The 23,366-nt window shown below is 70.0% G+C and carries 21 protein-coding genes and 1 tRNA gene; 13 read left to right on the plus strand and 9 right to left on the minus strand.

The genetic code is table 11. The annotated features are described in order from the left end of the window. Nucleotides 1-40: 40 nt before the first annotated feature. Complete coding sequence (locus tag ACFYXF_RS29150) at nucleotides 41-934, plus strand: DUF4429 domain-containing protein (protein ID WP_389353849.1); 894 nt, start codon at nucleotides 41-43, stop codon at nucleotides 932-934. 76 nt (nucleotides 935-1,010) lie between these two features. On the opposite strand, the gene ACFYXF_RS29155 is transcribed toward ACFYXF_RS29150, so the two are convergent. Further along, on the minus strand, nucleotides 1,011-2,582 hold the full coding sequence (locus ACFYXF_RS29155) for a purple acid phosphatase family protein (protein ID WP_389353851.1): 1,572 nt from the start codon (nucleotides 2,580-2,582) through the stop codon (nucleotides 1,011-1,013). 164 nt (nucleotides 2,583-2,746) lie between these two features. On the opposite strand from ACFYXF_RS29155, the gene ACFYXF_RS29160 reads away from it, so the two are divergent. Next, entirely contained in the window at nucleotides 2,747-3,004 is a 258-nt protein-coding gene (locus tag ACFYXF_RS29160; RefSeq protein ID WP_164313127.1) for a hypothetical protein, read from the plus strand. A 33-nt stretch (nucleotides 3,005-3,037) separates the two neighbouring features. Continuing rightward, nucleotides 3,038-4,855 carry a glutamine--fructose-6-phosphate transaminase (isomerizing) gene (glmS, locus tag ACFYXF_RS29165; RefSeq protein WP_389353854.1) on the plus strand — a complete coding sequence of 606 codons (1,818 nt, stop codon included), beginning with the start codon at nucleotides 3,038-3,040 and terminating at the stop codon, nucleotides 4,853-4,855. A gap of 203 nt (nucleotides 4,856-5,058) precedes the next feature. Here the strand turns inward: glmS and ACFYXF_RS29170 are convergent, their stop codons facing one another. Both ACFYXF_RS29170 and ACFYXF_RS29175 read right to left on the minus strand, forming a co-directional pair. Then, the gene (locus tag ACFYXF_RS29170; protein WP_389353856.1) at nucleotides 5,059-5,628 is read right to left on the minus strand and encodes a GPR1/FUN34/YaaH family transporter; all 570 of its coding nucleotides are present in this window, start codon (nucleotides 5,626-5,628) and stop codon (nucleotides 5,059-5,061) included. 151 nt (nucleotides 5,629-5,779) lie between these two features. Next, entirely contained in the window at nucleotides 5,780-6,307 is a 528-nt protein-coding gene (locus tag ACFYXF_RS29175) for a universal stress protein (RefSeq protein ID WP_105974383.1), read from the minus strand. Between the two features lie 386 nt (nucleotides 6,308-6,693). On the opposite strand from ACFYXF_RS29175, the gene ACFYXF_RS29180 reads away from it, so the two are divergent. From ACFYXF_RS29180 to ACFYXF_RS29195, 4 genes are all read left to right on the plus strand, one after another. Further along, nucleotides 6,694-6,990, plus strand: a complete 297-nt coding sequence (locus ACFYXF_RS29180; RefSeq protein WP_389353859.1) for a hypothetical protein — start codon at nucleotides 6,694-6,696, stop codon at nucleotides 6,988-6,990. A gap of 377 nt (nucleotides 6,991-7,367) precedes the next feature. Continuing rightward, nucleotides 7,368-8,648 (plus strand): helix-turn-helix domain-containing protein, encoded by a 1,281-nt coding sequence (locus ACFYXF_RS29185; RefSeq protein ID WP_389353861.1) that lies wholly within the window; start codon nucleotides 7,368-7,370, stop codon nucleotides 8,646-8,648. A 319-nt stretch (nucleotides 8,649-8,967) separates the two neighbouring features. Further along, nucleotides 8,968-9,573: an oligoribonuclease gene (orn, locus tag ACFYXF_RS29190; protein ID WP_389353863.1), complete on the plus strand. Its 606-nt coding sequence runs from the start codon at nucleotides 8,968-8,970 to the stop codon at nucleotides 9,571-9,573. Between the two features lie 118 nt (nucleotides 9,574-9,691). Then, nucleotides 9,692-9,764: transfer RNA gene (locus ACFYXF_RS29195), tRNA-His, on the plus strand. 71 nt (nucleotides 9,765-9,835) lie between these two features. On the opposite strand, the gene ACFYXF_RS29200 is transcribed toward ACFYXF_RS29195, so the two are convergent. Next, a complete protein-coding gene (locus ACFYXF_RS29200) occupies nucleotides 9,836-10,891 on the minus strand; it encodes a LacI family DNA-binding transcriptional regulator (RefSeq protein WP_389353865.1) in 1,056 nt (351 codons plus the stop codon). Between the two features lie 417 nt (nucleotides 10,892-11,308). Here ACFYXF_RS29200 and ACFYXF_RS29205 point away from each other — a divergent pair, with 417 nt between their 5' ends. The 4 genes from ACFYXF_RS29205 to ACFYXF_RS29220 all read left to right on the plus strand — a co-directional run bounded on the left by ACFYXF_RS29205 (nucleotide 11,309) and on the right by ACFYXF_RS29220 (nucleotide 16,133). Continuing rightward, on the plus strand, nucleotides 11,309-12,640 hold the full coding sequence (locus ACFYXF_RS29205) for an ABC transporter substrate-binding protein (protein WP_389353867.1): 1,332 nt from the start codon (nucleotides 11,309-11,311) through the stop codon (nucleotides 12,638-12,640). Between the two features lie 5 nt (nucleotides 12,641-12,645). Then, nucleotides 12,646-13,659 carry a carbohydrate ABC transporter permease gene (locus tag ACFYXF_RS29210; RefSeq protein WP_389353941.1) on the plus strand — a complete coding sequence of 338 codons (1,014 nt, stop codon included), beginning with the start codon at nucleotides 12,646-12,648 and terminating at the stop codon, nucleotides 13,657-13,659. Between the two features lie 12 nt (nucleotides 13,660-13,671). Further along, nucleotides 13,672-14,574 (plus strand): carbohydrate ABC transporter permease, encoded by a 903-nt coding sequence (locus ACFYXF_RS29215; RefSeq protein ID WP_389353869.1) that lies wholly within the window; start codon nucleotides 13,672-13,674, stop codon nucleotides 14,572-14,574. A 131-nt stretch (nucleotides 14,575-14,705) separates the two neighbouring features. Beyond that, complete coding sequence (locus tag ACFYXF_RS29220; protein WP_389353871.1) at nucleotides 14,706-16,133, plus strand: GH1 family beta-glucosidase; 1,428 nt, start codon at nucleotides 14,706-14,708, stop codon at nucleotides 16,131-16,133. Nucleotides 16,134-16,405: 272 nt separating this feature from the next. On the opposite strand, the gene ACFYXF_RS29225 is transcribed toward ACFYXF_RS29220, so the two are convergent. Further along, nucleotides 16,406-17,788: a sensor histidine kinase gene (locus ACFYXF_RS29225; protein ID WP_389353873.1), complete on the minus strand. Its 1,383-nt coding sequence runs from the start codon at nucleotides 17,786-17,788 to the stop codon at nucleotides 16,406-16,408. Continuing rightward, a complete protein-coding gene (locus ACFYXF_RS29230) occupies nucleotides 17,785-18,489 on the minus strand; it encodes a response regulator transcription factor (RefSeq protein WP_389353875.1) in 705 nt (234 codons plus the stop codon). Before ACFYXF_RS29230 ends, ACFYXF_RS29225 begins: the two co-directional genes overlap by 4 nt. Nucleotides 18,490-18,608: 119 nt before the next feature. Here ACFYXF_RS29230 and ACFYXF_RS29235 point away from each other — a divergent pair, with 119 nt between their 5' ends. Then, the gene (locus ACFYXF_RS29235) at nucleotides 18,609-19,130 is read left to right on the plus strand and encodes a hypothetical protein (protein ID WP_389353877.1); all 522 of its coding nucleotides are present in this window, start codon (nucleotides 18,609-18,611) and stop codon (nucleotides 19,128-19,130) included. A 9-nt stretch (nucleotides 19,131-19,139) separates the two neighbouring features. On the opposite strand, the gene ACFYXF_RS29240 is transcribed toward ACFYXF_RS29235, so the two are convergent. Both ACFYXF_RS29240 and ACFYXF_RS29245 read right to left on the minus strand, forming a co-directional pair. Next, on the minus strand, nucleotides 19,140-20,009 hold the full coding sequence (locus ACFYXF_RS29240; protein WP_389353879.1) for a spermidine synthase: 870 nt from the start codon (nucleotides 20,007-20,009) through the stop codon (nucleotides 19,140-19,142). 24 nt (nucleotides 20,010-20,033) lie between these two features. Beyond that, nucleotides 20,034-20,465, minus strand: a complete 432-nt coding sequence (locus tag ACFYXF_RS29245; RefSeq protein ID WP_389353881.1) for a hypothetical protein — start codon at nucleotides 20,463-20,465, stop codon at nucleotides 20,034-20,036. 280 nt (nucleotides 20,466-20,745) lie between these two features. Here ACFYXF_RS29245 and ACFYXF_RS29250 point away from each other — a divergent pair, with 280 nt between their 5' ends. Then, nucleotides 20,746-22,212 (plus strand): hypothetical protein, encoded by a 1,467-nt coding sequence (locus tag ACFYXF_RS29250; RefSeq protein ID WP_389353883.1) that lies wholly within the window; start codon nucleotides 20,746-20,748, stop codon nucleotides 22,210-22,212. Between the two features lie 520 nt (nucleotides 22,213-22,732). Here ACFYXF_RS29250 and ACFYXF_RS29255 read toward each other — a convergent pair. Continuing rightward, on the minus strand, nucleotides 22,733-23,329 hold the full coding sequence (locus ACFYXF_RS29255) for a histidine phosphatase family protein (protein WP_389353885.1): 597 nt from the start codon (nucleotides 23,327-23,329) through the stop codon (nucleotides 22,733-22,735). Between the last annotated feature and the right edge of the window lie 37 nt (nucleotides 23,330-23,366).

A 23,366-nucleotide genomic window follows, 5' to 3' on the forward strand; every position in this document is an offset into this window, starting at 1 on the left:
GAGGTGCCCGTCGCTCTACGTATCGGGAACAATCTCCGTCATGGCGGAAATCATCCAGAAGGACGGCACGTGGGTCTTCGACGGCGACGCCCTCCGGCTCACCCCTGGACGCGACAAGAACGTCAGCCTGCTCCGCAAGACCCTGGGCGAACTCGCCGTCCCCCTCCACTCGTTGGCCGGTGTCTCCTTCGAACAGGGCAGAAAGTCGGGGCGGTTGAGGCTCCGGCTGCGCGACGGCGCCGACCCGCTGCTCCAGGCGACCGGCGGCAAGCTGGCGGAGCCCAACGACCCGTATCTGCTGAACGTCGAGTCCGACCGGTACGGCGTCGCCGAGTACTTCGTGGACGAGGTCCGCAACGCCCTGCTGCTCGACGAGGTGCCGTCCGGTGCCGTCGACCGCTATCTGCTGCCCGGGCCCGCCGTACCGGTGTCCGTGTCGGCCGGGGACGGCACCGCGACCTTCGACGGTGAGCACGTCCGGCTGGAGTGGAACTGGAAGACGGAGGACGCGAAGGCCGCCGCCGGCCCCCGTTCCCTGGCCGTCGCCGACATCGCGGCCGTCGAGTGGCATCCGGCGGTGGGCCTGGAGAACGGCTATCTGCGCTTCGGCGTACGGCACGCGCCGACCAAGGCCCCGCCGAAGTACGACCCCAACTCCGTCGAGCTGTGGGGGTTCAAGAAGGACCCGCTGATGGCACTGGTCGCGGCGGCCGTCCAGGCCAGGCTGCCGCATCCGACGGCGCCCGCAACGGACGTACCACCGAAGGAACTTGCCGCAGCGGCACCAGCAGCACCCGACAACACACTGCCCGCCGAACACGACCACGACGCCCAGCTACGCCGACTCCGCGAACTCGGCGACCTGCACCGGACGGGCGTACTCACGGACGAGGAGTTCGCCCTCGCCAAACAGGCGGTCCTCAGGCGCATGTAGCAACTCGCGCCGGAGAACCGCCTGTTGGACTCACTTACTCACTCGTACGCCCTGCCTTCGGGGCATACGCGCACGCTCAGCCTACGCGGCGCGCAACCGTGAAGCGGTCGACCTCCTCGCCCGTCTCCGCGATGCCGCGCACCGTCAGCGTGGCGAGACGGCCCCGGGAGGCGGGGGTGACGTCGACGCGCAGGAACGAGTAGTCGAGGTAGCGCACGCGCGACCAGGTGACCGTCTCGTTGACCTTGCCGTCCTTGGTGTTGATGAAGGAGGCCACCGAGTCGACCTCGTTCTCGTGGCCCTCGTAGGACTGCGGGGCGGTGAACGCGTACAGGCTGCGGCCCGCCGCGCCCGCCGTCACGTAGACGACACCGTCGGTCTCCGGGTACGAAGTCCCGCCGATCGGGAGCTTCTTGGTGACCTTGCCCGCCTTGATGACGTCGGTGCGCTCGTACTGGTGGTTGTGGCCGTTGATGACCAGGTCGACCGTGTACTTCTCGAACAGCGGCACCCACTCCTGGCGCACGCCCCCCTCCGAGGCGTGCGCGGTGGAGGTGCAGTACGCGCAGTGGTGGAAGAAGATCACGACGAAGTCGACGTCCTTGGAGGCGCGGAACTTCTTGAGCTGCCCCTCCAGCCATGTGGTCTGGGTACCGCCGGAGATCCCCAGATTGGCCGGGATCTCGAAGGAGATGTCGTTGGCGTCCAGCGAGATGACCGCCGTGTTGCCGTAGACGAAGGAGTAGACGCCCGGGAGGTTCTCGGGGTCCGGGCCGTTGTCGGGGAGGTTCCAGCGGGCGTCCTCGCCGCCGTAGCCGTTGGGCGAGTACCAGGCCTCCATGTCGTGGTTGCCGTAGGCCGGCATCCACGGGACGGACTTGGCGACCGACTCGGTCTGCGCGAGGAACTGGTCCCAGACGCGCGAGTCGAAGCCGGTGTCGGCGGTCTTGCCCGCACCGGCCGGGTCGGCGTAGCAGATGTCGCCCGCGTGCAGGTGGAAGGCCGGGTTCTGGCCGAGCAGCAGGCTGTTGTTGGCGAGGCCGTGGTAGCCGACACCCTCGTCGCCGAAGGCCGTGAAGGTGAACGGCTCCTTGTGCGCGGGGGCGGTGGTGAAGGTGCCGAGCGTGCCGAGCAGGTGTGCCTCGGCCGGGTCGAAGCCCGCGTGGCCGACACCGTAGTAGTACGTCTTGCCCGGGCGCAGGTGGGTCAGCTTGGCGTGGACGTAGTACTGGGTGTGGTCGGCGCTGACACCGACGCCGGCCGGGGTGTAGAGGGTGCGGATCTCGGCGTCGATCTTGTGGGAGAGGTCCCAGGGGTGTGCGCCGATCCGGATGAAGGGCTTCTTCACCGCGACCGGGACCTGCCAGGAGACGGTGATCTCCGTGCGGGGGTCGTTGCCCCAGGCGAGGTGACGGCCGAAGGGGGCGACGAGCGCGCCGTCGACCTTCTCGGGCTGCTTGTACGTCTGGGTCGGTGCGGAGGTCCGCGTCGCGGCCTGGGCGGCGCCCGGCACGAACGCACCGCCCGCGACGGCGCCCACGGTGACGGCGCCGCTTCTGATCATCGTGCGCCGCGAGAACTTGGCGCGAAGGTACTCGTGCTGCTCGGCCATGCTCATGCGCGCGGCGAGCTGCTCCGGTACGCCCATGCGAGGAGTGTCCATGGCTGAAAAAGGTGCTCTGGGCAGCCATCGGTACGCAGGACACAGGATGAACAGGCCCCGAACAGGGTCCCATAAGAGTTTCAACAGACCGTTGCCCGAAATCGGGCAGGATTCTTGCGATTGCCAGCGCTTTACCTCAGGATCATCGGGTGCACGACGAACTCGTTGATCATCTGACGCGTACCACACCCCTCTCACGGGGTGAGGCGCTACGGGTGATTCAGGACGTTCTCGCCTACTTCGACGAGACGACCGAGGATTATGTCCGTCGCCGCCACCGCGAACTCCAGGGCCAGGGACTGGTGAACGCGACGATCTTCGACCGGATCGAGGCGGACCTGAAATACCGCGCGGTCGCACCACCGGAGCTGACCCTCCGCCAGCTGCGCCGCATCGTCTACGGCTAGATCATCCACGTACAGGGACAGGGACTCTTATATATGTGCGGAATTGTCGGATACATCGGCAGGCGTGACGTGGCGCCGCTGCTCCTCGAAGGCCTGCAGCGCCTGGAGTACCGCGGCTACGACTCGGCGGGCATCGTCGTGACCTCGCCGAAGGCGGCGGGCCTGAAGATGGTCAAGGCCAAGGGCCGGGTCCGGGACCTGGAGGCCAAGGTCCCCAAGCGCTTCGCCGGCACCACCGGCATCGCCCACACCCGCTGGGCCACGCACGGCGCCCCCTCCGACCACAACGCGCACCCGCACATGTCGGCCGACAACAAGGTCGCCGTGGTCCACAACGGGATCATCGACAACGCCTCCGACCTGCGCAAGAAGCTCGAAGCCGACGGCGTGGAGTTCCTCTCCGAGACGGACACCGAGGTCCTCACCCACCTCATCGCCCGCTCCCAGGCGGAGACCCTGGAGGAGAAGGTCCGCCAGGCCCTGCGGATCGTCGAGGGCACGTACGGCATCGCCGTCATGCACGCCGACTTCACCGACCGGATCGTGGTCGCCCGCAACGGCTCGCCGGTCGTCCTGGGCATCGGCGAGAAGGAGATGTTCGTCGCCTCGGACATCGCCGCGCTGGTCACCCACACGCGGCAGATAGTGACGTTGGACGACGGCGAGATGGCCACGCTGAAGGCCGACGACTTCCGCACGTACACAACGGAGGGCACCAGCACCACGGCGGAGCCCACCACCGTGGAGTGGGAGGCCGCCTCGTACGACATGGGCGGCCACGACACCTACATGCACAAGGAGATCCACGAGCAGGCCGACGCCGTCGACCGCGTCCTGCGCGGCCGGATCGACGACCGCTTCTCCACGGTCCACCTCGGCGGCCTCAACCTGGACGCCCGCGAGGCGCGTGCCGTGCGGCGCGTGAAGATCCTCGGCTGCGGCACCTCGTACCACGCGGGCATGATCGGCGCCCAGATGATCGAGGAGCTGGCCCGCATCCCCGCCGACGCCGAGCCGGCCTCCGAGTTCCGGTACCGCAACGCGGTCGTCGACCCCGACACCCTCTACGTCGCCGTCTCCCAGTCCGGTGAGACGTACGACGTACTGGCCGCCGTACAGGAGCTGAAGCGCAAGGGCGCGCGGGTGCTGGGCATCGTCAACGTGGTCGGCTCGGCGATCGCCCGCGAGGCGGACGGCGGCATGTACGTCCACGCGGGCCCCGAGGTCTGCGTCGTCTCGACGAAGTGCTTCACGAACACGACGGTCGCCTTCGCCCTCCTCGCCCTGCACCTGGGCCGCACCCGCGACCTCTCCGTCCGCGACGGCAAGCGGATCATCGAGGGCCTGCGCAGGCTGCCCGCGCAGATCTCCGAGATCCTGGACCAGGAGGAGGAGATCAAGAAGCTGGCCGAGCAGTACGCCGAGGCCCGCTCGATGCTCTTCATCGGCCGTGTACGGGGCTATCCGGTGGCCCGCGAGGCCTCCCTGAAGCTCAAGGAGGTCTCGTACATCCACGCCGAGGCCTACCCCGCCTCGGAGTTGAAGCACGGTCCGCTGGCCCTCATCGAGCCGGCCCTCCCCACGGTCGCGATCGTCCCGAACGACGACCTCCTGGAGAAGAACCGCGCCGCCCTGGAGGAGATCAAGGCCCGCAGCGGCCCCATCCTGGCGGTGGCCCACCAGCACCAGGAGAAGGCCGACCAGACGATCGTCGTCCCGAAGAACGAGGACGAACTGGACCCGATCCTGATGGGCATCCCCCTCCAACTCCTCGCGTACCACACGGCCTTGGCCCTCGGCCGAGACATCGACAAGCCGAGGAACCTCGCAAAGTCGGTAACGGTGGAGTAAGACGCCTGTTTTTGGCTGCGGGCCGCGCGGGGAGCTTGCTTCCAAGGGCGCGACGAGCCTGCCTTTAGGGGCGCGGGGAACTGCGCGACCAGCCCCCACCGGCCCGCAGAGGCCGAACAACCAGAACGAACCCCCCGTGTTGCCACCAACCACGGGGGGTTCGCCAGATAGCCGGGGGCCGCCCAAACCCCCAGCCTGCGCAGCTAACCGGTGGCCGTCACACCCCGGCCGGCAGCACGCCGTGGAAGAACAGTCGGCCAGTGAGCCAACGCCGCAGTCGCGGCGTACCAGGCAACAACCCCACCCGCCGCAGCGAACCACCCACCGACCTTGGCCAGCCCGTCACTTGACCCGAACCGCGCGACGGCAAGCAGCAACATCGCCACGAACAACAGCCCGTACGCACCCCGGACCAGCGGAGCCGACGCGGACGCCCCCAGCGTCAGGCTCAACGCGACAAGCGCGAACAGCAACAGGAACAACCCACCCGCGTTGGCGGAGACTTGGGAGTCGGCGCCGACGCCCCACGTGAACCAGAACGCCCCGAGCGCGGCGAACGCCGTACCGGTGAACGTGTCACGGTCGCGGAAGGCGAGCAGCCCGGCGACGAAGAGCGCGAGGCCGCCGACGTAGGTGGCGAGCGAGACCGCGTCCGCGGCCGTCACGCCGTCGATCACCTCGGTGTGCCCGAGGCCGAAGGCCAACAGGGTGAGTCCGAGCGCGAGTTGGCCGAGGATCGTGGTGGTGCTTCCCCCGGAGACGTCATTGTCCACGGCGGGCTCCCTTCGTGCATGTGCCCGTACAGCATGTGCGGTGACCGCTATATGCCCTTCACAAGCGCACAAACACATCTACGCACGAGTAGATTCGCGCATCCCACCTGGGAGAACGTGGAGTTGCGGACGGGGAGTCACGGACATGGAGTCACGGGATGACGACGACCGGGCGCTGGGCACGCTTGGCCAACCGCCCCGCCACCGACCCGAAGATGCGTCCGACGATGCCGTGGGTCGAGCCGACGACGATCGCGTCCGCCTCGTACTCCCGCCCCACCTCTTCGAGTTCGTGGCAGATGTCGCCGCCGCGCTCGACGAGGATCCAGGGCACTTCGGCCAGATAGTCCGCGCAGGCGAGTTCGAGCCCGAGGACCTCGGTCCGGTGGTCCGGCACGTCGACGAAGACGGGTGGCTCGCAGCCGGCCCACACCGTGGTGGGCAGCCGGTTGGCGACGTGCACGATGATCAGGCCCGAACCGGAACGGTGGGCCATACCGATGGAGTACGCGAGGGCGCGCTCACTCGACGTCGAGCCGTCGAAACCGACGACGACACCGTGCTTGAACGCGGGGTCGCAGGACTGACGTGATTCTTCCGCCGCCAAGGGCTCGGCCGCCGTGTGATCGGCGACGGGGCGCTTGCGGTCCGCGGGATCCAGGAATTCGTGACCGGCCATGGGTGTCTCGGCGTTTTGATCCTCGTGATGGGACGACGTGATGTGGGACGACAGAGTGCGGCGGAGCTGTGTCCGGGAATCATCTTCCCAACCCCATACCCCCAAGAGTACGGCGGCACGCCTCCTTAGCCCATAGCCCGCACAGGCCCCGGTCGGGGTTCCAGGGAGCATGCACGAGGGGGTGCCCGTAACGCAATGGTTGCTGTCACGTACAGGCTGTTTCCACAGGGTTCGCGTACATCTCGCCTACGTCGATCACGATCGCGCACGTCTTCCGGACACCCTTGGCCAGTGATCGACCAGTGATCGGCCAGTGACCGACCGCTCGAACAAGCGTTGAACCCGGTGACCCACCGTCACAGGGAGCAACCAGACAGGGAGCGGCCATGAACTCACCGACGCACGACTCCTCGAGCGACCTCGTCCGCTGGGCGGCCTTCAGCTGCGTCCTGGTCCCCGTGGTGCTCGTCCTCTACGGCACCTCGCTGGGCGGCGCGGCCGGTACGGCACTGGGGCTGGCAGCCGTGACAGGGGTGTGCCGGGTGCTGCTGCGGCAGTCCGAGCGCGTCGCGGCCCGGATGCCGGCCGAGGAGAGCGCCGCGCACCGGGGGCGGCACAGCCGAACCCATTCGGGTACCCCGCGAGGCGGCCGCCACTCCGGCGGAACTACACCGGTCGACTGACCTGTTTTCGCGCACGCGCCCGATGCTTTTCAGCCAACTTCCGGCCACCGTACATCCCTTGGCCGAACAACCCCCAAACCCCTGTTCCACCTGCACTGAAAGGGTCCAGACGGGCCCGCGCACCCTACGCGGATTGGCCACTACGACGAGGCGCACTTCCCTGTGCGGCCCACGAGTGCAACGCTTCGTGATCGAATGCTTTACGCCAAGTTGCCAAGTCGACAATCCGCCGGGTACCGAACTGGTCACCCCGGCATCATGCGACACAGTAGATTCGATCTTGACTGTCTACGGCGGGGGACTCGTGCAGGACCGAGGGGAAACGTGCAGGAGCGACACAACCGAGGAGCCGCGACCACCGAGGGGGGCTTAGCAGTATGAGCCACGACTCCACTGCCGCGCCGGAAGCCGCGGCCCGGAAACTTTCCGGGCGACGCCGCAAGGAGATCGTCGCGGTGCTGCTGTTCAGCGGCGGCCCCATCTTCGAGAGTTCCATACCACTTTCGGTGTTCGGGATCGACCGCCAGGACGCCGGAGTGCCGCGCTACCGACTGCTGGTGTGCGCCGGAGAAGAGGGCCCGCTGCGGACGACCGGCGGGCTTGAACTCACCGCGCCGAACGGCCTGGAGGCGATCGCACGGGCAGGCACGGTCGTCGTGCCCGCCTGGCGTTCGATCACCGCGCCGCCACCGGAGGAGGCGCTCGACGCACTGCGCCGGGCCCACGAGGAGGGTGCGCGGATCGTAGGCCTGTGCACAGGTGCGTTCGTCCTCGCGGCGGCGGGCCTGCTGGACGGCCGCCCGGCGACGACACACTGGATGTACGCGCCGACGCTGGCGAAGCGCTACCCGTCCGTGCACGTCGACCCACGGGAACTCTTCGTGGACGACGGCGACGTACTGACAAGCGCGGGTACGGCGGCGGGCATCGACCTCTGTCTCCACATAGTGCGGACGGACCACGGCAACGAGGCGGCCGGTGCGCTGGCCCGCCGACTGGTGGTCCCGCCGCGCCGATCGGGCGGCCAGGAGCGCTACCTCGATCGGTCTTTACCAGAGGAGATCGGCGCCGACCCGCTCGCCGAGGTCGTCGCCTGGGCGCTGGAGCACCTCCACGAACAGTTCGACGTGGAGACGCTGGCGGCGCGGGCGTACATGAGCCGTCGTACGTTCGACCGCCGGTTCCGCTCGCTGACAGGCAGCGCGCCGTTGCAGTGGCTGATCACGCAGCGGGTGTTGCAGGCTCAGCGTCTGCTGGAGACGTCGGACTACTCGGTGGACGAGGTCGCGGGCCGCTGCGGCTTCCGTTCGCCGGTGGCCCTGCGTGGGCACTTCCGCCGCCAGCTGGGCTCGTCCCCGGCCGCGTACCGCGCGGCGTACCGGGCGCGCAGGCCGCAGGGGGAGCGGGTGCAGGATCCGGACGGTGCGGTGGGTGGGGCGCAGGGTGGCCCCGGCGGTGGCATGGGTACGCCGACCACGGCCGGCCAGGGTCACGGGCACGGCCCGGGGCACGGCCACGACCGCGCCCCGCACTCGGACAGTCCGGTCCCGATCCAGGCGCGTCGTACGGCGGCCGCGGTCGGGCTCTCGGCGGAGCATGCGCGGGATCCGTATGTCGGGAGCCGGGCGAGTCTGCCGGGGCAGCGGAGCGGGACGTAGAGGGTGCGTGACGTGTGAACGTGGGGTGGGCCGGGGGATGTCCCCCGGCCCATCCGGCGTTCACCGGGGTGTTCTCGCCCCCGCCGCCCCTACCCATTCCCGTCCCCTGGGGGCTGCGCCCCCAGACCCCCGCTACGGCCCTGAACGGGCCTTGTCCTCAAACGCCGGACGGGCTGACTATCCAGCCCGTCCGGCGTTTGAGGACGAAGGGGGGTCTGGGGGCGCAGCCCCCAGAAGGATGGGACGGGTAGGGGCGGCGGGGGCGAACCCACTGCACCGCCGGGTTCAGGCCGCGCCACCTCCCCGTAAGGTGAGACGCATGAACGATCGCATGGTGTGGATCGACTGCGAGATGACCGGTCTCTCGTTGTCCGACGACGCGCTCATCGAGGTGGCCGCACTGGTCACCGACTCCGAGCTGAACGTACTCGGCGAGGGGGTGGACATCGTCATCCGTCCGCCCGACTCGGCGCTGGAGACGATGCCGGAGGTGGTGCGCCAGATGCACACCGCGTCCGGACTCCTCGACGAGCTGGCCGGCGGCACGACGCTGGCCGACGCCGAGGCCCAGGTCCTGGCGTATGTGCGCGAGCACGTCAAGGAGCCGGGCAAGGCCCCGCTGTGCGGCAACTCCGTCGGCACGGACCGCGGCTTCCTGCTCCGCGACATGGGCACCCTGGAGGCGTACCTCCACTACCGGATCGTGGACGTCAGTTCGGTGAAGGAGCTGGCCCGGCGCTGGTTCCCCAGGGCGTACTTCAACAGCCCGCCCAAGAACGGCAACCACCGCGCCCTCGCCGACATCCGCGAGTCGATCGCCGAACTGCGCTACTACCGCGAGGCGATCTTCGTACCGCAGCCCGGCCCGGACTCGGACACGGCCCGCACGATCGCGGCGAAGCACGTGCTGCCGGCGGCGCGGTAACCCGTACGACAGCCCCTGCGACAGCCCCGGGAAAGCCGGGCGCGAGCACCCCTTCGGACCCTGTACACTTTTTCTCGGCCGGTCAGGAAGACCACTCGGAAATCCTCACCCGGTCATGGTGGGTGTAGCTCAGCTGGTAGAGCACCTGGTTGTGGTCCAGGATGCCGCGGGTTCAAGTCCCGTCACTCACCCTGATTGATCAAGGGCTGACCCGTGAAAGCGGGTCAGCCCTTCTTCGTACCCCGTACTTTCTTCCTCCTTCTCACGACGACGTACGCGTCATCAGCTCCGTAGGGAGCACCACCCTGCGTCGCTCCAGTACCCGCGACGCCGTCGGGCGGCGGTCCGCCACCTCCTCCAGGAGGAGGTCGATCATCGCGCGGCCCATTTCCACGATCGGCTGGCGGACGCTCGTCAGGGGCGGGTCCATGTGGCGGGCTATGGCCGAGTCGTCGTAGCCGACGAGGGCAACGTCGTCGGGTATACGGCGGCCCTGTTCGCGCAGGACCTGGCGGGCGCCCGCCGCCGTCACGTCCGAGCCCGCGAAGACCGCGTCCAGGTCGGGGCAGCGGGCCAGGAGGCGGGTCATCGCACGGCGGCCGCCCTCCTCGGTGAAGTCGCCCGGTTCGATCAGGTCCTCGTCCACCTCGTGGCCCGCCGCCTCCAGGGCCTCGCGGTAGCCGTCGACGCGGCGCTGGGCGCCGTACACGTCCAGGCGGCCCGTGATGTGGGCTATCCTGCGCCGGCCTCGGGAGAGGAGGTGTTCGGCTGCCTGGCGGCCGCCGCCGTAGTTGTCCGAGTCCACCGACGTGAGCGTCTCCGCCGCCGACCTCGGGCCGCTGATCACCGCCGGGATCTCCAACTGGGCCAGCAGGTCGGGGAGCGGGTCGTCCGCGTGGACCGAGACCAGGAGGACGCCGTCCACTCTGTGCGCGGCCAGGTATTGAGCCAGGCGCTGGCGTTCCCTGTCGCTGCCCGCGAAGATCAGCAGGAGCTGCATCTCCGTGTCCGAGATCGCGGCCCCGACGCCACGCAGCATGTCCGAGAAGTACGGCTCGGCGAAGAAGCGGGTCTCCGGCTCGGGGACGACGAGTGCGATCGCGTCCGTGCGGTTCGCCGCGAGGGCGCGGGCCGCCGTGTTCGGGACGTAGCCCAGTTCCGCGACCGCCGCCTCGACCGCCGCGCGGGTCGCGTCACTGACCCTCGGGGAGCCGTTGATCACCCGGGAGACCGTGCCACGGCCCACTCCGGCGCGCGCGGCGACCTCTTCCAAGGTCGGCCGGCCACCGCTGCGGCCCCGCGCTCCGTGGCTTGCCATCTGGCTCCGCCCTTCCCCTGTCATCGCCCTGGCCTGGAATCTAACAGTCCTGTCCGTGAGCGGCCGCCGGTGCCGACGGGGAGGACCCGGTCGCCCCGTCGGCAGCGCGGTGCCGGGACATCAGCCCGACCCCCGCACTGGCCGATCTTCACCGGTCCGCGTCTCCTCCGTACCGGTCCGCCGAGTTAGTTAACAGGCCGATAACTGAAGACAGCTCCTCCCGTCACCACCCTTGACACCCCCGCCCGGACCGACGAACCTTCAACACATCACCGATGGGAGCGCTCCCACGGTACCTGACACATACACATCCCGCACGTTCCCCGCCCGAGCCGCAGCGACGATTCAAGACGAACTAACGGGCCCAACAATGCAGTTGGCCGGGGGGTCGGCACGTCAGGGCAACAGGAGGACGCAATGCGAGCACGTACCCGATCCGCCCGCAACAGGGCGGTCGTCCTCGCGGCCGTAGCATCGCTGGGCGCCGGGCTGCTGGCCGGCTGTGCCGACGACGGCGGCGACGACAACGGCAGTTCGTCGTCGGGCGACGGCGCCGGCGACAGGACCACCATCACTCTTGGTCTCTTCGGCACCATGGGCTTCAAGGAGGCCGGTCTCTACGCCGAGTACGAGAAGCTCAACCCGAAGATCAAGATCGCCGAGAACGTCATCGAGCGGAACGAGAACTACTACCCGCCGCTCCTCAACCACCTCGCCACCAACAGCGGCCTCCAGGACGTCCAGGCCGTCGAAGTGGCCAACATCGCCGAGATCGTGGACACCCAGGCCTCGAAACTGACGGACCTGTCCAAGGCCCCGGGCGTGGAGGAGAGCACCTGGCTGGACTGGAAGTGGAAGCAGGCCACCACCGACGACGGTCAGACGATCGGGCTCGGCACCGACGTCGGCCCGATGGCCATCTGCTACCGCAAGGACCTCTTCGAGCAGGCCGGTCTGCCCACCGACCGCGACGAGGTGGGCAAACTGTGGGCGGGCAGCTGGGAGAAGTTCGTCGACGTCGGCCGGGACTACCAGAAGAAGGCCCCCGCGGGCACCACTTTCATGGACTCGCCCGGCGGTCTGCTGAACGCCGTCCTCGGCAGTGAGAGCGAGAAGTTCTACGACTCCTCCGGCGAGGTCATCTACAAGACGAACCCGGCCATCAAGGCCGGCTTCGACCTGACCGCCAAGGCCGCCGCGGAAGGACTGCTCGGCAAGCAGACGCAGTTCCAGCCCGCCTGGGACACGACGATCGCCAACAGCAAGTTCGCCGCGATCTCCTGCCCGCCGTGGATGCTCGGCACCATCAAGGGCAAGTCGAAGCCGGAGTCCTCGGGCAAGTGGGACGTGGCCGTGCCGCCCAAGGCCGGCAACTGGGGCGGCACCTTCCTCACCGTCCCCAAGTCCGGCAAGCACGTGGCGGAGGCGACGAAGCTGATCACCTGGCTGACCGCCCCCGAGCAGCAGGCGAAGCTCTTCAGCGTGCAGGGCAACTTCCCGAGCACGCCGGCCGCGTACACCCTGCCCGAAGTCACCGGCGCGAAGAACGAGATGACGGGTGACGCCCCGATCGGCACGATCTTCGGCGAGGCGGCCAAGGCGATTCCGGTCCAGGTCATCGGCCCGAAGGACCAGATCATCATGCAGGGTCTGAGCGACAACGGCGTGATCCTGGTGACCAAGGGCAAGTCGGCCAAGGAAGCCTGGGAAACGGCCACCAAGACCATCGACAACAACCTGGAGAAGTGACCGGTATGACCGCCCGGCACGACACCGCCGCGCCCCCCGCGAAGGAGGGGGGCGCGGCCCCGGCCCGTCCGCCCGCAGACGTCGCGCCCGAGGTGGACAAGCGCCGCCGGGACCGGCTCTCGCGCCGTTGGCAGCGGGACCTGCGCTGGAGCCCGTACGCGTTCGTCTCGCCGTTCTTCCTGCTCTTCCTCGCCTTCGGCCTCTTCCCGCTGATCTACACGGGCTGGGCCTCGCTGCACTCGGTGGAGCTGACGGCGCCCAACGACATGGAGTGGGTGGGGCTGCGCAACTACACCCGCCTGTTCGACGACGAGTTCTTCTGGAACGCGGCGCAGAACACCCTGACGATCGGCATCATCTCGACGGTCCCGCAGCTGCTGATGGCGATGGGCCTGGCCCACATCCTCAACTACAAGTTGCGGGCTTCGACCTTCTACCGGGTCGCGATGCTCGCGCCGTACGCGACGTCGATCGCCGCCGCCTCCCTCGTCTTCGTGCTGCTCTTCGGCCGCGACTACGGCATGATCAACTGGGCGCTGAACGCCGTCGGTATCGACAACATCGACTGGCAGAACGACAAGTGGCCCTCGCAGTTCGCCGTCTCGACCATCGTCATCTGGCGCTGGACCGGCTACAACACGCTGATCTACCTGGCCGCGATGCAGGCCATCCCGCAGGACCTGTACGAGTCCGCGGCCCTCGACGGCGCCTCGCGCTGGCGGCAGTTCATCCATGTGACGCTGCCCTCGCTGCGCCCCACGATCCTCTTCACCGTGGTCGTCTCGACCATCGGTGCGACCCAACTCTTCGGTGAGCCACTGCTGTTCGACCCGAACAAGGGGGCGTCCGGCGGCCCCGAGCACGAGTTCCAGACGCTCGGGCTGTATCTGTACGAGCAGGGCTGGGTCAACCTGCACCTGGGCCGGGCCTCCGCCATCGCCTGGACGATGTTCCTGATCCTCATCGTGATCGGAGTCATCAACTACGTCATCTCGCGCCGGCTGCGCGCCAGTAGCTAAGGAGAACCGGCCGTGACGACGACACTGACGAAACCGCCCGCCCCGGACGACACGTCCCCCGGGCAGCGGCGCCCCAAGGCCAGGCGCGCCGGCGGGCACATGCACGCCGGACCGATCGCGTACATCATCCTCGTCCTGTTCACCATCGGCTCGCTGTTCCCCCTGGTGTGGACGGCGATCGCCGCCTCGCGCGACAACAACCGGCTCGCGCAGACCCCGCCGCCGTTCTGGTTCGGCGGTGGTCTTTTCGACAAGCTCGAACTCGCCTGGGAAAACGCCAACATGGGCGAGGCGATGATCAACACCACGCTGGTGGCCGGGACTTCGGCGGTCACCATCGTGTTCCTGTCCACGATCGCCGGGTTCGCCTTCGCCAAGCTGCGCTTCAGAGGGCGGGGCGCGCTGATCCTGATCGTGATCGGCACGATGATGGTGCCGCCCCAGCTCATGATCATCCCGCTCTACATGCTGGTCGCCGAGCTGGGCTGGACCGACCAGCTCCAGGCCGTGATCCTGCCGTCGCTGGTGAACGCCTTCGGGGTGTTCTTCATGCGGCAGTACCTGATCCAGGCGCTGCCGGACGAGATCATCGAGGCGGCCCGGGTGGACGGCGCGAGCAGCTGGCGTGTGGTCTGGCACGTGGTGTTCCCGGCGGCGCGGCCCGCGATGGCCGTCCTGGGCATGCTGATGTTCGTCCAGACGTGGAACGACTTCCTGTGGCCGTTCCTGGTCCTGACCCAGACCGGCAGTCCGACCGTGCAGGTGGCGGTCGCGGGTCTGGGGCGCGGTTTCACTCCCGACCAGTCACTGATCATGGCGGGCGCGCTGCTCGGCACGCTGCCGCTGCTGATCGTCTTCGCGATCTTCGGCAAGCAGATCGTGGGCGGGATCATGCAGGGTGCGGTGAAGGGCTGACCCGCGCATCGACTGTCGTACGGGAACTCTCTGGGGGCCGGGTCACCGCCGCCTCGGCCCCCTCGCACTCTCCCCCCACTTCCCTCTTCTCCTACCCGTCGGTCTCCACGACCTCCTATGGGAGCGCTTCCATGACTGAGCCCGTTACCCCGGTGACCTTTCCTCCCGCCTTCCTCTGGGGCGCAGCGACTTCCGCGTACCAGATCGAGGGGGCGGTGCGGGAGGACGGCCGCACCCCCTCGATCTGGGACACGTTCAGCCATACACCGGGCAGGACGGCCGGCGGCGAGCACGGTGACATCGCTGTCGACCACTACCACCGCTACCGCGACGACGTGGCGCTGATGGCCGACCTCGGCCTGACCGCGTACCGCTTCTCCGTCTCCTGGTCCCGGGTCCAGCCGACCGGACGAGGGCCCGCGGTCCAGCGCGGCCTGGACTTCTACCGGCGGCTGGTCGACGAACTCCTCGCGCACGGCATCAAGCCGGCGGTCACCCTCTACCACTGGGACCTCCCGCAGGAGCTGGAGGACGCGGGCGGCTGGCCGGAGCGGGAGACCGCGCTGCGGTTCGCCGACTACGCCCAGATCATGGGCGAGGCGCTGGGCGACCGCGTCGAGCAGTGGATCACGCTCAACGAGCCCTGGTGCAGCGCGTTCCTGGGCTACGGCTCGGGTGTGCACGCCCCCGGCCGTACCGAGCCGCTGGCCTCCCTCCGGGCCGCCCATCACCTCAACCTGGCGCACGGGCTGGGCACTTCGGCCCTGCGCGCGGCGATGCCGGCCCGCAACACGGTCGCGGTGAGCCTCAACTCGTCGGTGGTGAGGCCGCTTTCACCGTCCCCGGAGGACCTGGCGGCGGTCCGGAAGATCGACGACCTCGCGAACGGTGTCTTCCACGGCCCGATGCTGCACGGCGCCTACCCGCAGACCCTGTTCGCCGCGACCTCGTCGATCACGGACTGGTCGTACGTCCTGGACGGCGACCTCGCGCTGATCAACCAGCCGCTGGACGCGCTGGGCCTCAACTACTACACGCCCACGCTGGTCTCGGCGGCCGAGGAGCAGCCGACGGGCCCGCGCGCCGACGGCCACGGCGCGAGCGACTTCTCGCCGTGGCCGGGGGCGGACGAGGTCCTCTTCCACCAGTCGCCGGGCGAGCGTACGGAGATGGGCTGGTCGATCGACCCGACCGGCCTGCACGACCTGATCATGCGCTACACGAAGGAGGCCCCGGGCCTGCCGATCTACATCACGGAGAACGGCGCCGCCTACGACGACAAGCCGGACTCCGACGGCCGCGTCCACGACCCGGAGCGCATCGCCTACCTCCACGGCCATCTCCGCGCGGTCCGCCGCGCGATCGCCGAGGGCGCGGACGTCCGCGGCTACTACCTGTGGTCCCTCCTAGACAACTTCGAATGGGCCTACGGCTACAGCAAGCGCTTCGGCGCGGTGTACGTCGACTACGCGACCCTCGCCCGTACGCCGAAGTCGAGCGCCCTCTGGTACGGCCGCGCGGCACGGAGCGGGACGCTGCCGCCGGCTAACGCGGAGTGAGCGACCTCGGCTGACGGGGGTCGACCGGGGGTCGGGGCGCGGCACTGGAGGGGGGGTGCCGTGCCCCGGCGGGTCAGCTCCGCTGGTTGGGCGGTTTCGTTGTCGGGTGCGGGCCCGGTGGGGGCTGGTCGCGCAGTTCCCCGCGCCCCTGAAAAGCAGGGGCTACGCCCCGTGCTTTTCAGGCCCGCAGGGCCGGGGCTTTTGCTTTTAGGGGCGCGGGGAACTGCGCGACCAGCCCCCACCGGCCCGCACCCGACAGCGAACTCGAGACATCAGGTTCCGGAGTGCCGGCGGCGCCAAGGTGTCCCCGATTTCCGGTCCCGGTGTCCTCGGCGTACCGGCGCTCTGCCGTCCAGTTGGATCCAGATCCGTATCTCCGTGCCGCCGAGCACCGACGAGCCGATGCGTACGTCTCCGCCCGTCGACTCCGCGAGTCGGCGCACGATGTCCAGGCCCAGGCCGGTCGAACCGGCGCTGCCCGAGCCGCGTCCCCTGGCCATGGCGGCCTCGGGGTCGGTGATGCCGGGGCCCGCGTCCGAGACCAGGACAATCACCGCGTCGTCGCCGTTGTGGACGTCGACCGCGAAGGCGGTGCCCTCCGGGGTGTGCCGGAAGACGTTGCCGAGGAGGGCGTCGAGGGCGGCGGCCAGGTCGGCGCGGGCCACGGGTATGCGTACCGGCCGGTCGACGCCGGCCACCCTCACCTTCCTCCCCTCGTCCTCCGCAAGCGCCGACCAGAAGGCCATCCGCTCGCGCACGACCTCGGCCGCGTCACAGCCCGCGCCCGGTCCGGCGACCGTCGTCTGCGGTTTGGCCTCGCGGGCGGTACGGATGATCGTGTCGACCTCGTGCTCCAGCTGGGCGACCGCGGCGCGCGTGTGGTCGGCGGCGGGCCCCTCGCCCAGCGAGGCGGCGTTCAGCCGCAGCACGGTCAGCGGCGTGCGGAGGCGGTGGGAGAGGTCCGCCGCCAACTCCCTTTCGTTCGCCAGCAGTTGTACGACCTGGTCGGCCATCGAGTTGAACGCGACCGCCGCGAGGCGCAGTTCGGCCGGTCCTTCCTCGGGCACTCTGGCGCCCAGCTTCCCCTCCCCCAGTTCGTGCGCGCCCTCGACGAGGCGCTGGGCGGGCTGCACCATGCGCACGCCGAGCCGGTCGGCGACGGCCACCGAACCGACGACGAGGACGGCCCCGACACCGGCTAGCACCGCCCAGGCCAGGCCGACGCCGTTGCTGACCTCGGCCTCGGGGACGTACACCTCGACGACGGCTATCGCGCCGGAGCCGATCGCGACGGGCTGGAGCAGCGTGGACCCGCCGGACACCTCGGTGGTGGAGGCGCGGCCGAGTCTCCGGACGGCCTCGATGTCGGTGCCAGTGGCGCGCTGTCGCCCGAGATCGACCGCGCCCGTGCCCCCGCTCGCGGGGATGTGCACGGCCAGGCCCGCGTCCGACCCCGCGGAGGCGACGACCCGTTCCAGCTGGTCGCGGTCGGTGGTGATGGAGAGGGCGGGGGCGACGGCCGCGGCCTCCCGCTCGGCGTTGGAGAAGGCACGGTCGCGGGCCATCTCCCGGATGACCAGCCCGAGCGGCACGGCGAAGGCCACCACGACCATCGTCGTGACCGCCACACAGACCTTCACCAGCGCCCACCTCATAGCGGGGGCTCCGCTCCTGGCGGCGCCAGCTTCACGCCGACGCCCCGCAGGGTGTGCAGATAGCGGGGCTGGGCCGCCGTCTCGCCCAACTTCCGCCGCAGCCAAGACAGATGGACGTCGATCGTCTGGTCGTCGCCGTACGACTGCTGCCACACCTCCGCGAGCAGCTCCCTGCGCGCGACGACGACACCGGGCCGGCCGGCGAGAAAGGCGAGCAGGTCGAACTCTCGGCGGGTCAGGTCCAGTCGTACGCCGTCCAGTTCGGCCTGTCGGCGCAGCGGGTCGATGGCCAGGCCGCCGACGCGGATCACGGAGGAGGGAGGAGTGTCCGCGGGCGCTGTGCGGGCGCGGCGCAGTACGGCGGCCATACGGGCCGACAGGTGTTCGACCGAGAACGGTTTGGTGAGGTAGTCGTCCGCGCCCGCGTTGAGCAGCCGGACGATCTCCGTCTCCTCGTCGCGCGCTGTGGCCACGATCACGGGCACGTCCGTGATTCCGCGCAGCATCTTGAGGGCCTCGGACCCGTCGAGATCGGGCAGACCGAGATCCAGGATCACCACGTCGAAACGGAAGTGGGCGACCTCGCGCAGCGCCTCAAGGGCGGTGCCGACACTGCGCACGAGGTGCGCGGCATCGGTCAGATGCCGGATGAGGGCGGAGCGCACGAACTGGTCGTCCTCGACCACGAGCACACTTGCCATGCGCCGCACCGTACGCCAATCCGGCGAGCCGGGTCGGGGCCTGTGGATAACTGCCCAGCAGCTGCTCGCACAGGGCAACGGGCGACAGCGGTGGGGCGCGTGAGGCAGTATGACCGGCGATGCGCAGAGGACTCGTACACCTTCTGGCGTGGACGCTGGCCACGGGCGCGGCGGCCACGATGACGTGGTGGGGTGTGCACACGGTGATGGCGGGGACGGCGTACGACCCGCCCCGCGCGCTCCCCATCACGGCGGCGGACGCGGTGCGGCAGAAGTCGATCGTGCAGGAGTCGGCGGCGCAGACGCCCAAGCCGCCGCCCACGGCGACGAGCCCGACACCGACCCCAACTCCGACTGCGACTCCGGAACCCAGTCGGTCCCCCACACCCACCCCGAGCGCGACCGCGTCGAAGACCCCGTCCACGGTGAAGGCGTACGACACCGACGGCGGGCGGGCGGTGTTCGACCTCGGGACGGACTACGCGACGCTCGTGTCGGCGACGCCGGGAGCGGGCTGGTCGATGCAGGTGTTCAAGACGGAGACCTGGATCCGGGTGGAGTTCAGCGCGGGCGCGGACCGGGTGTCGGTGTTCTGCACCTGGCACGACGGCCCACCGCACGTCCAGATCCTCACCTACTGACCGGCCGGCTCAGCGGAACACCGACGGTGGTGGTGCCGGTGAGGCGACGGCCGCCGCGTCCGTGACCGGTACGGCGCCGCCGGTGAAGTCGGTGAGGGCGCGCCCGTGTTCGAGGCGGGCGGGGTGCGGGTCGGAGGCGGCGCGGCGGGTCAGTTCGGCGATGGGCAGCGGGTGCGCGGAGGCGACGAGCACCGCGTTGCCGAACCGTTTCCCCCGCAGCACGGTCGGATCGGCGATCAGGGCGAGCTCGGCGAAGACGACTCCCGCGGTGGCGATCTGGCCGCGCAGGTGGGCGAGCGGCGGCCCGTCGGCGAGGTTCGCGGCGTAACAGCCGGTGTCGTTCACGACCCTGCGTACGTCCGTCAGGAACTCGACCGACGTCAGATGGGCCGGGGTGCGGGCGCCGCTGAACACGTCCGCGATGACGAGGTCGGCCCAGCCGTCGGGGACCTTGGCCAGTCCTTCGCGGGCGTCGGTGGAGCGCACCCGGATGCGGGCGTTGGGGTCCAACGGCAGCTCGCGGCGGACCAGTTGGACGAGGGCCGCGTCCCGCTCGACGGCCTGCTGGGTGGACCGGGGGCGGGTCGCGGCGACGTACCGGGCGAGGGTCAGGGCGCCGCCGCCGAGGTGCACGACCTGCACGGGTTTGCCGGGCGGGGAGACGAGGTCGATCACATGACCGAGGCGGCGCTGGTACTCGAAGGAGAGGTACGCCGGGTCATCGAGGTCGACATGGGACTGCGGGGCGCCGTCGAGGAGCAGTGTCCAGGCGCGTGCCCGGTCCCGGTCGGGGATCAGCTCGGCGAGCCCGCCGTCGACCGTCTCGACGACGGCCTCGGCGGCCGACTGTCCGCGCCGCGCGTTTCTGGACTTTCCCATTCCCCCATTATCGGGGCCGCCGGGTCAGTGGCGGTTGTCGGCGGCCTCGATGAGCCGGGCCGCCTCGCCGAGGGCCGCGCGCAGCACCGCCGGGTCGGTGGCCAGGTCCGCGTCGCCGGGCGGGAGCAGCCAGTCCGAGCCCTCGACCGGGGGTTCGGGATCGGGGACCGCGAGGCTCAGGCCACGCCCATTGGTCTCCGTGCAGGTGCTTCCGGGGACGTCCCAGGCGGCGGCGGTGCCCGGCGGCACCAGGAAGGCGAGGGTGTCGCAGCCGTCGTCGTGCAGTACGGGGCCGACCGCGTCGCCGGCACCCCGGCGCAGGATGTCGACCGCTTCCAGCCCCTGCCGGGCCGGGACCGTCACCAGATCGCAGTCGGGCAACGCGGGTGCTGTACGCGTTCTGAACGGCGTACACGGATCGGTGCTCTTGCTGATCTCCATCCCGGCCTCCACCACGGAACCCCTCCTAGTGCGAGTGGGTCGGGAGTTCGGGCGGCTCCCGGTCCACCAGGTTCAACGCGCCAGAACGTCAACGGCTACGGCACAAGACCGCCGCAAAGGATGGCAGTTCATGGCAGATCGTGGATGAGATATCCGGTTTGTAGCCAAACCCCGCGTGGTGGGTCGTGCACAGCGGGTACGTTCTTGCCCGCCGGAAACAGGGCGTCCGATGGATAACTGTTCCAACTCGTCAGGAATCCGGCACGGTTCGACGGTTCGCAGAGAGGGCCCGGCCATGACGTCGTCAACGGTGACCTCGTCGCAGTTCCCCCGGCCGCCACGGCCGAACCTCGCCTTTCGGCAGTTGCGCGGGCAGCGCTCTCCGGGCGAGTTCGCCGCGGCGGTACGGCGGGCCGCCCGCGAGATCGGGGAGCGGGTGAGCTGTGACGCGCGTTACATCGGTCGGGTCGAGGCGGGCGAGATCCGCTGTCCCAACTACGCGTACGAGCGGGTGTTCCTGCACATGTTCCCCGGTCGGACACTGGCCGACCTGGGGTTCGCGCCCCGCGCGTCGGTACGTGGGCGTGGGGCGCGCGAAACGGGGGACGCGCCCCCTGTGCACGTCGCGATCCCGACGTCCGGCACCGATGAGACGGCGGGGGTGCACGAGCCGTATGACACGCAGGACGCACAAGAAACACACGACACGCAGTACCCGTACGAAACGCACGACAACTACGAGGAGAGCGACGTGCTGCGTCGCGCATTCATGGCGGGCGGTGCCACTGTGGCAGCCGCCTCCCTGAGCCCCTTCGGGCTCACGTACGAGGCTTCGGCCGCGGGCCGTCCCATGCGCCGCGTCGGCGCCGGTGAGGCGGGGGCCCTGGAAGAGGCCGTACGCCGGATCAGGCTGCTCGACGACCGGCACGGCGCCGACGGGCTCTACCGGCGCGCGGCGGCTCCGCTGCGGGCGGCCTACGAACTGCTCGACGCGGGCGCGGTACGGCAGACCACCGCCGACCGGCTGCACGCGGGCGCCGGTGAACTCGCCATCTCCGTCGGCTGGCTGGCCCACGACTCGGGCCGCTTCGACGACGCGCGCTCGCACTACGCGGAGGCGCTGGCGACGGCCCGGGTGGCCGGGGACGCGGCCCTGGAGGCGCACGCCTTCTGCAACACGGCGTTCCTCGCGCGCGATGCGGGGCGTCCGCGCGAGGCGGTCAGAGCGGCGCAGGCGGCTCAGCGCGTGGCTCGGCCCCTGGGCTCGCCGCGGCTGATGTCGCTGCTGGCGCTGCGCGAGGCGGGCGGGTGGGCGGGGCTTGCCGATCGCGCGGGGTGCGAGCAGGCGCTGGCGCGGGCCCAGGCGTTGTACGAGCGGGGGCCTTCGGAGGCCGATCCCGAGTGGATGAGTTTCTATGGCGAGGCGGAGCTGGAGGGTCTTGAGGCACAGTGCTGGTCGACGTTGGGTGACTGGCCGCGGGCGGCTCGGCACGCGCGGCGGGCGGCGCACCTTCAGAACCCGCACTTCACGCGGAACATCGCGTTGTACACGGCCGAGTTGACGGATGACCTCGCCCGTGGGGGGCACCCGGACGAGGCGGCGGCGGCGGGGATGCGGGTGCTGGACCTGCTGGACGAGGTCCAGTCGTCGCGCATCCAGACGATGCTGGCGGCGACGGCTCGGGTGTTGTTGCCCCATCGCCGGGCAGCAGGGGTGTCGACGTTCCTGGAACGCCACGCGAGCGCGCCGCGCACGGCTTGAGCGACTTGGCTGGGGTGGGTGGGGGGTGGTCGCGCAGTTCCCCGCGCCCCTGGGAGACCTGTCCGTGCCGAGTCGTTCGGCTGCGGGTGGGTGGGGGTTGATCGCGCAGTTCCCCGCGCCCCTAAAAGCCCGCCCATCCCGAGTCGTTCGGCTGCGGGTCGGTGGGGGCTGATCGCGCCGTTCCCCGCGCCCCTAAAAGCCCGCCCATCCCGAGTCGTTCGGCTGCGGGTCGGTGGGGGCTCGTCGCGCCGTTCCCCGCGCCCCTGAGGGGCGCGCCCCAGCGGGGCGGAGTTCGCAGGCACCGTGCTGCGGGCGCGTGTGCCGCTGGGCGCGCCCAGCTTGGCCGCGTTCGTCAATCCGGCTGGCTGCGGGCGCGCGTGCCGTTGGGCGGTGCCCATCCTGACGGCTCCCGCCCGACCCACCCAGCTGCGGGCATGCGTGCCGCTAGGGGCGGCACGGGTGGGCGCAGCGGCACCCCGTCCAGCGCCGGGCTGCGCGACCCACCCCCGCCCCAGCCCGCTCAGACGGACAGGTGGCCCAGGTCGTTCCAGGTTTCGATTGCTGGGGCGTCGTAGGCCCAGCCCAGTACCGACAGCGATGTCGGGTTGAGTCTGATGCGGGATGCGAAGTCGAGTGGGAGGTCCAGCCAGCGGGCGCCGATCGCGCGGAGTATGTGGCCGTGGGCGAACACCAGTACGTCTCGGTCCATTGATCGCGCCCACTCCACCACCTCGTCCGCGCGCGCGGTCACCGCCTCCAGGCTCTCGCCCCCGGGGACCCCGTCCCGCCAGATCAGCCACCCCGGCCGGACGGCCTGGATCTCCGCCGGGGTCATGCCCTCGTACGTCCCGTAGTCCCACTCCATCAGCGCGTCCCACTCGGACGCCCGCTCAGCGAACCCCGCTATCTCGCACGTCTCCCGCGCGCGTGCCAGCGGACTCGTGCGCACCTCGACCCCGGAGAGGCCGTCGAAGGGCGGCCGGTGCAGTCGTTCGCCGAGCAGTTTGGCGCCGCGTCGGCCCTCCTCCAGGAGGGGGACGTCGGTCCTGCCTGTGTGCTTGCCGGCCAGCGACCACTCCGTCTGTCCGTGCCGGGCCAGCAGGATGCGCGGTGCCATGAGAGACCCTTCCGGGGGGAGACGGTGAGCGTGGCGG

It is taken from the genome of Streptomyces sp. NPDC002680, from assembly GCF_042889145.1.
In the GTDB taxonomy this organism is placed as follows: Bacteria; Actinomycetota; Actinomycetes; order Streptomycetales; family Streptomycetaceae; genus Streptomyces; species Streptomyces adonidis.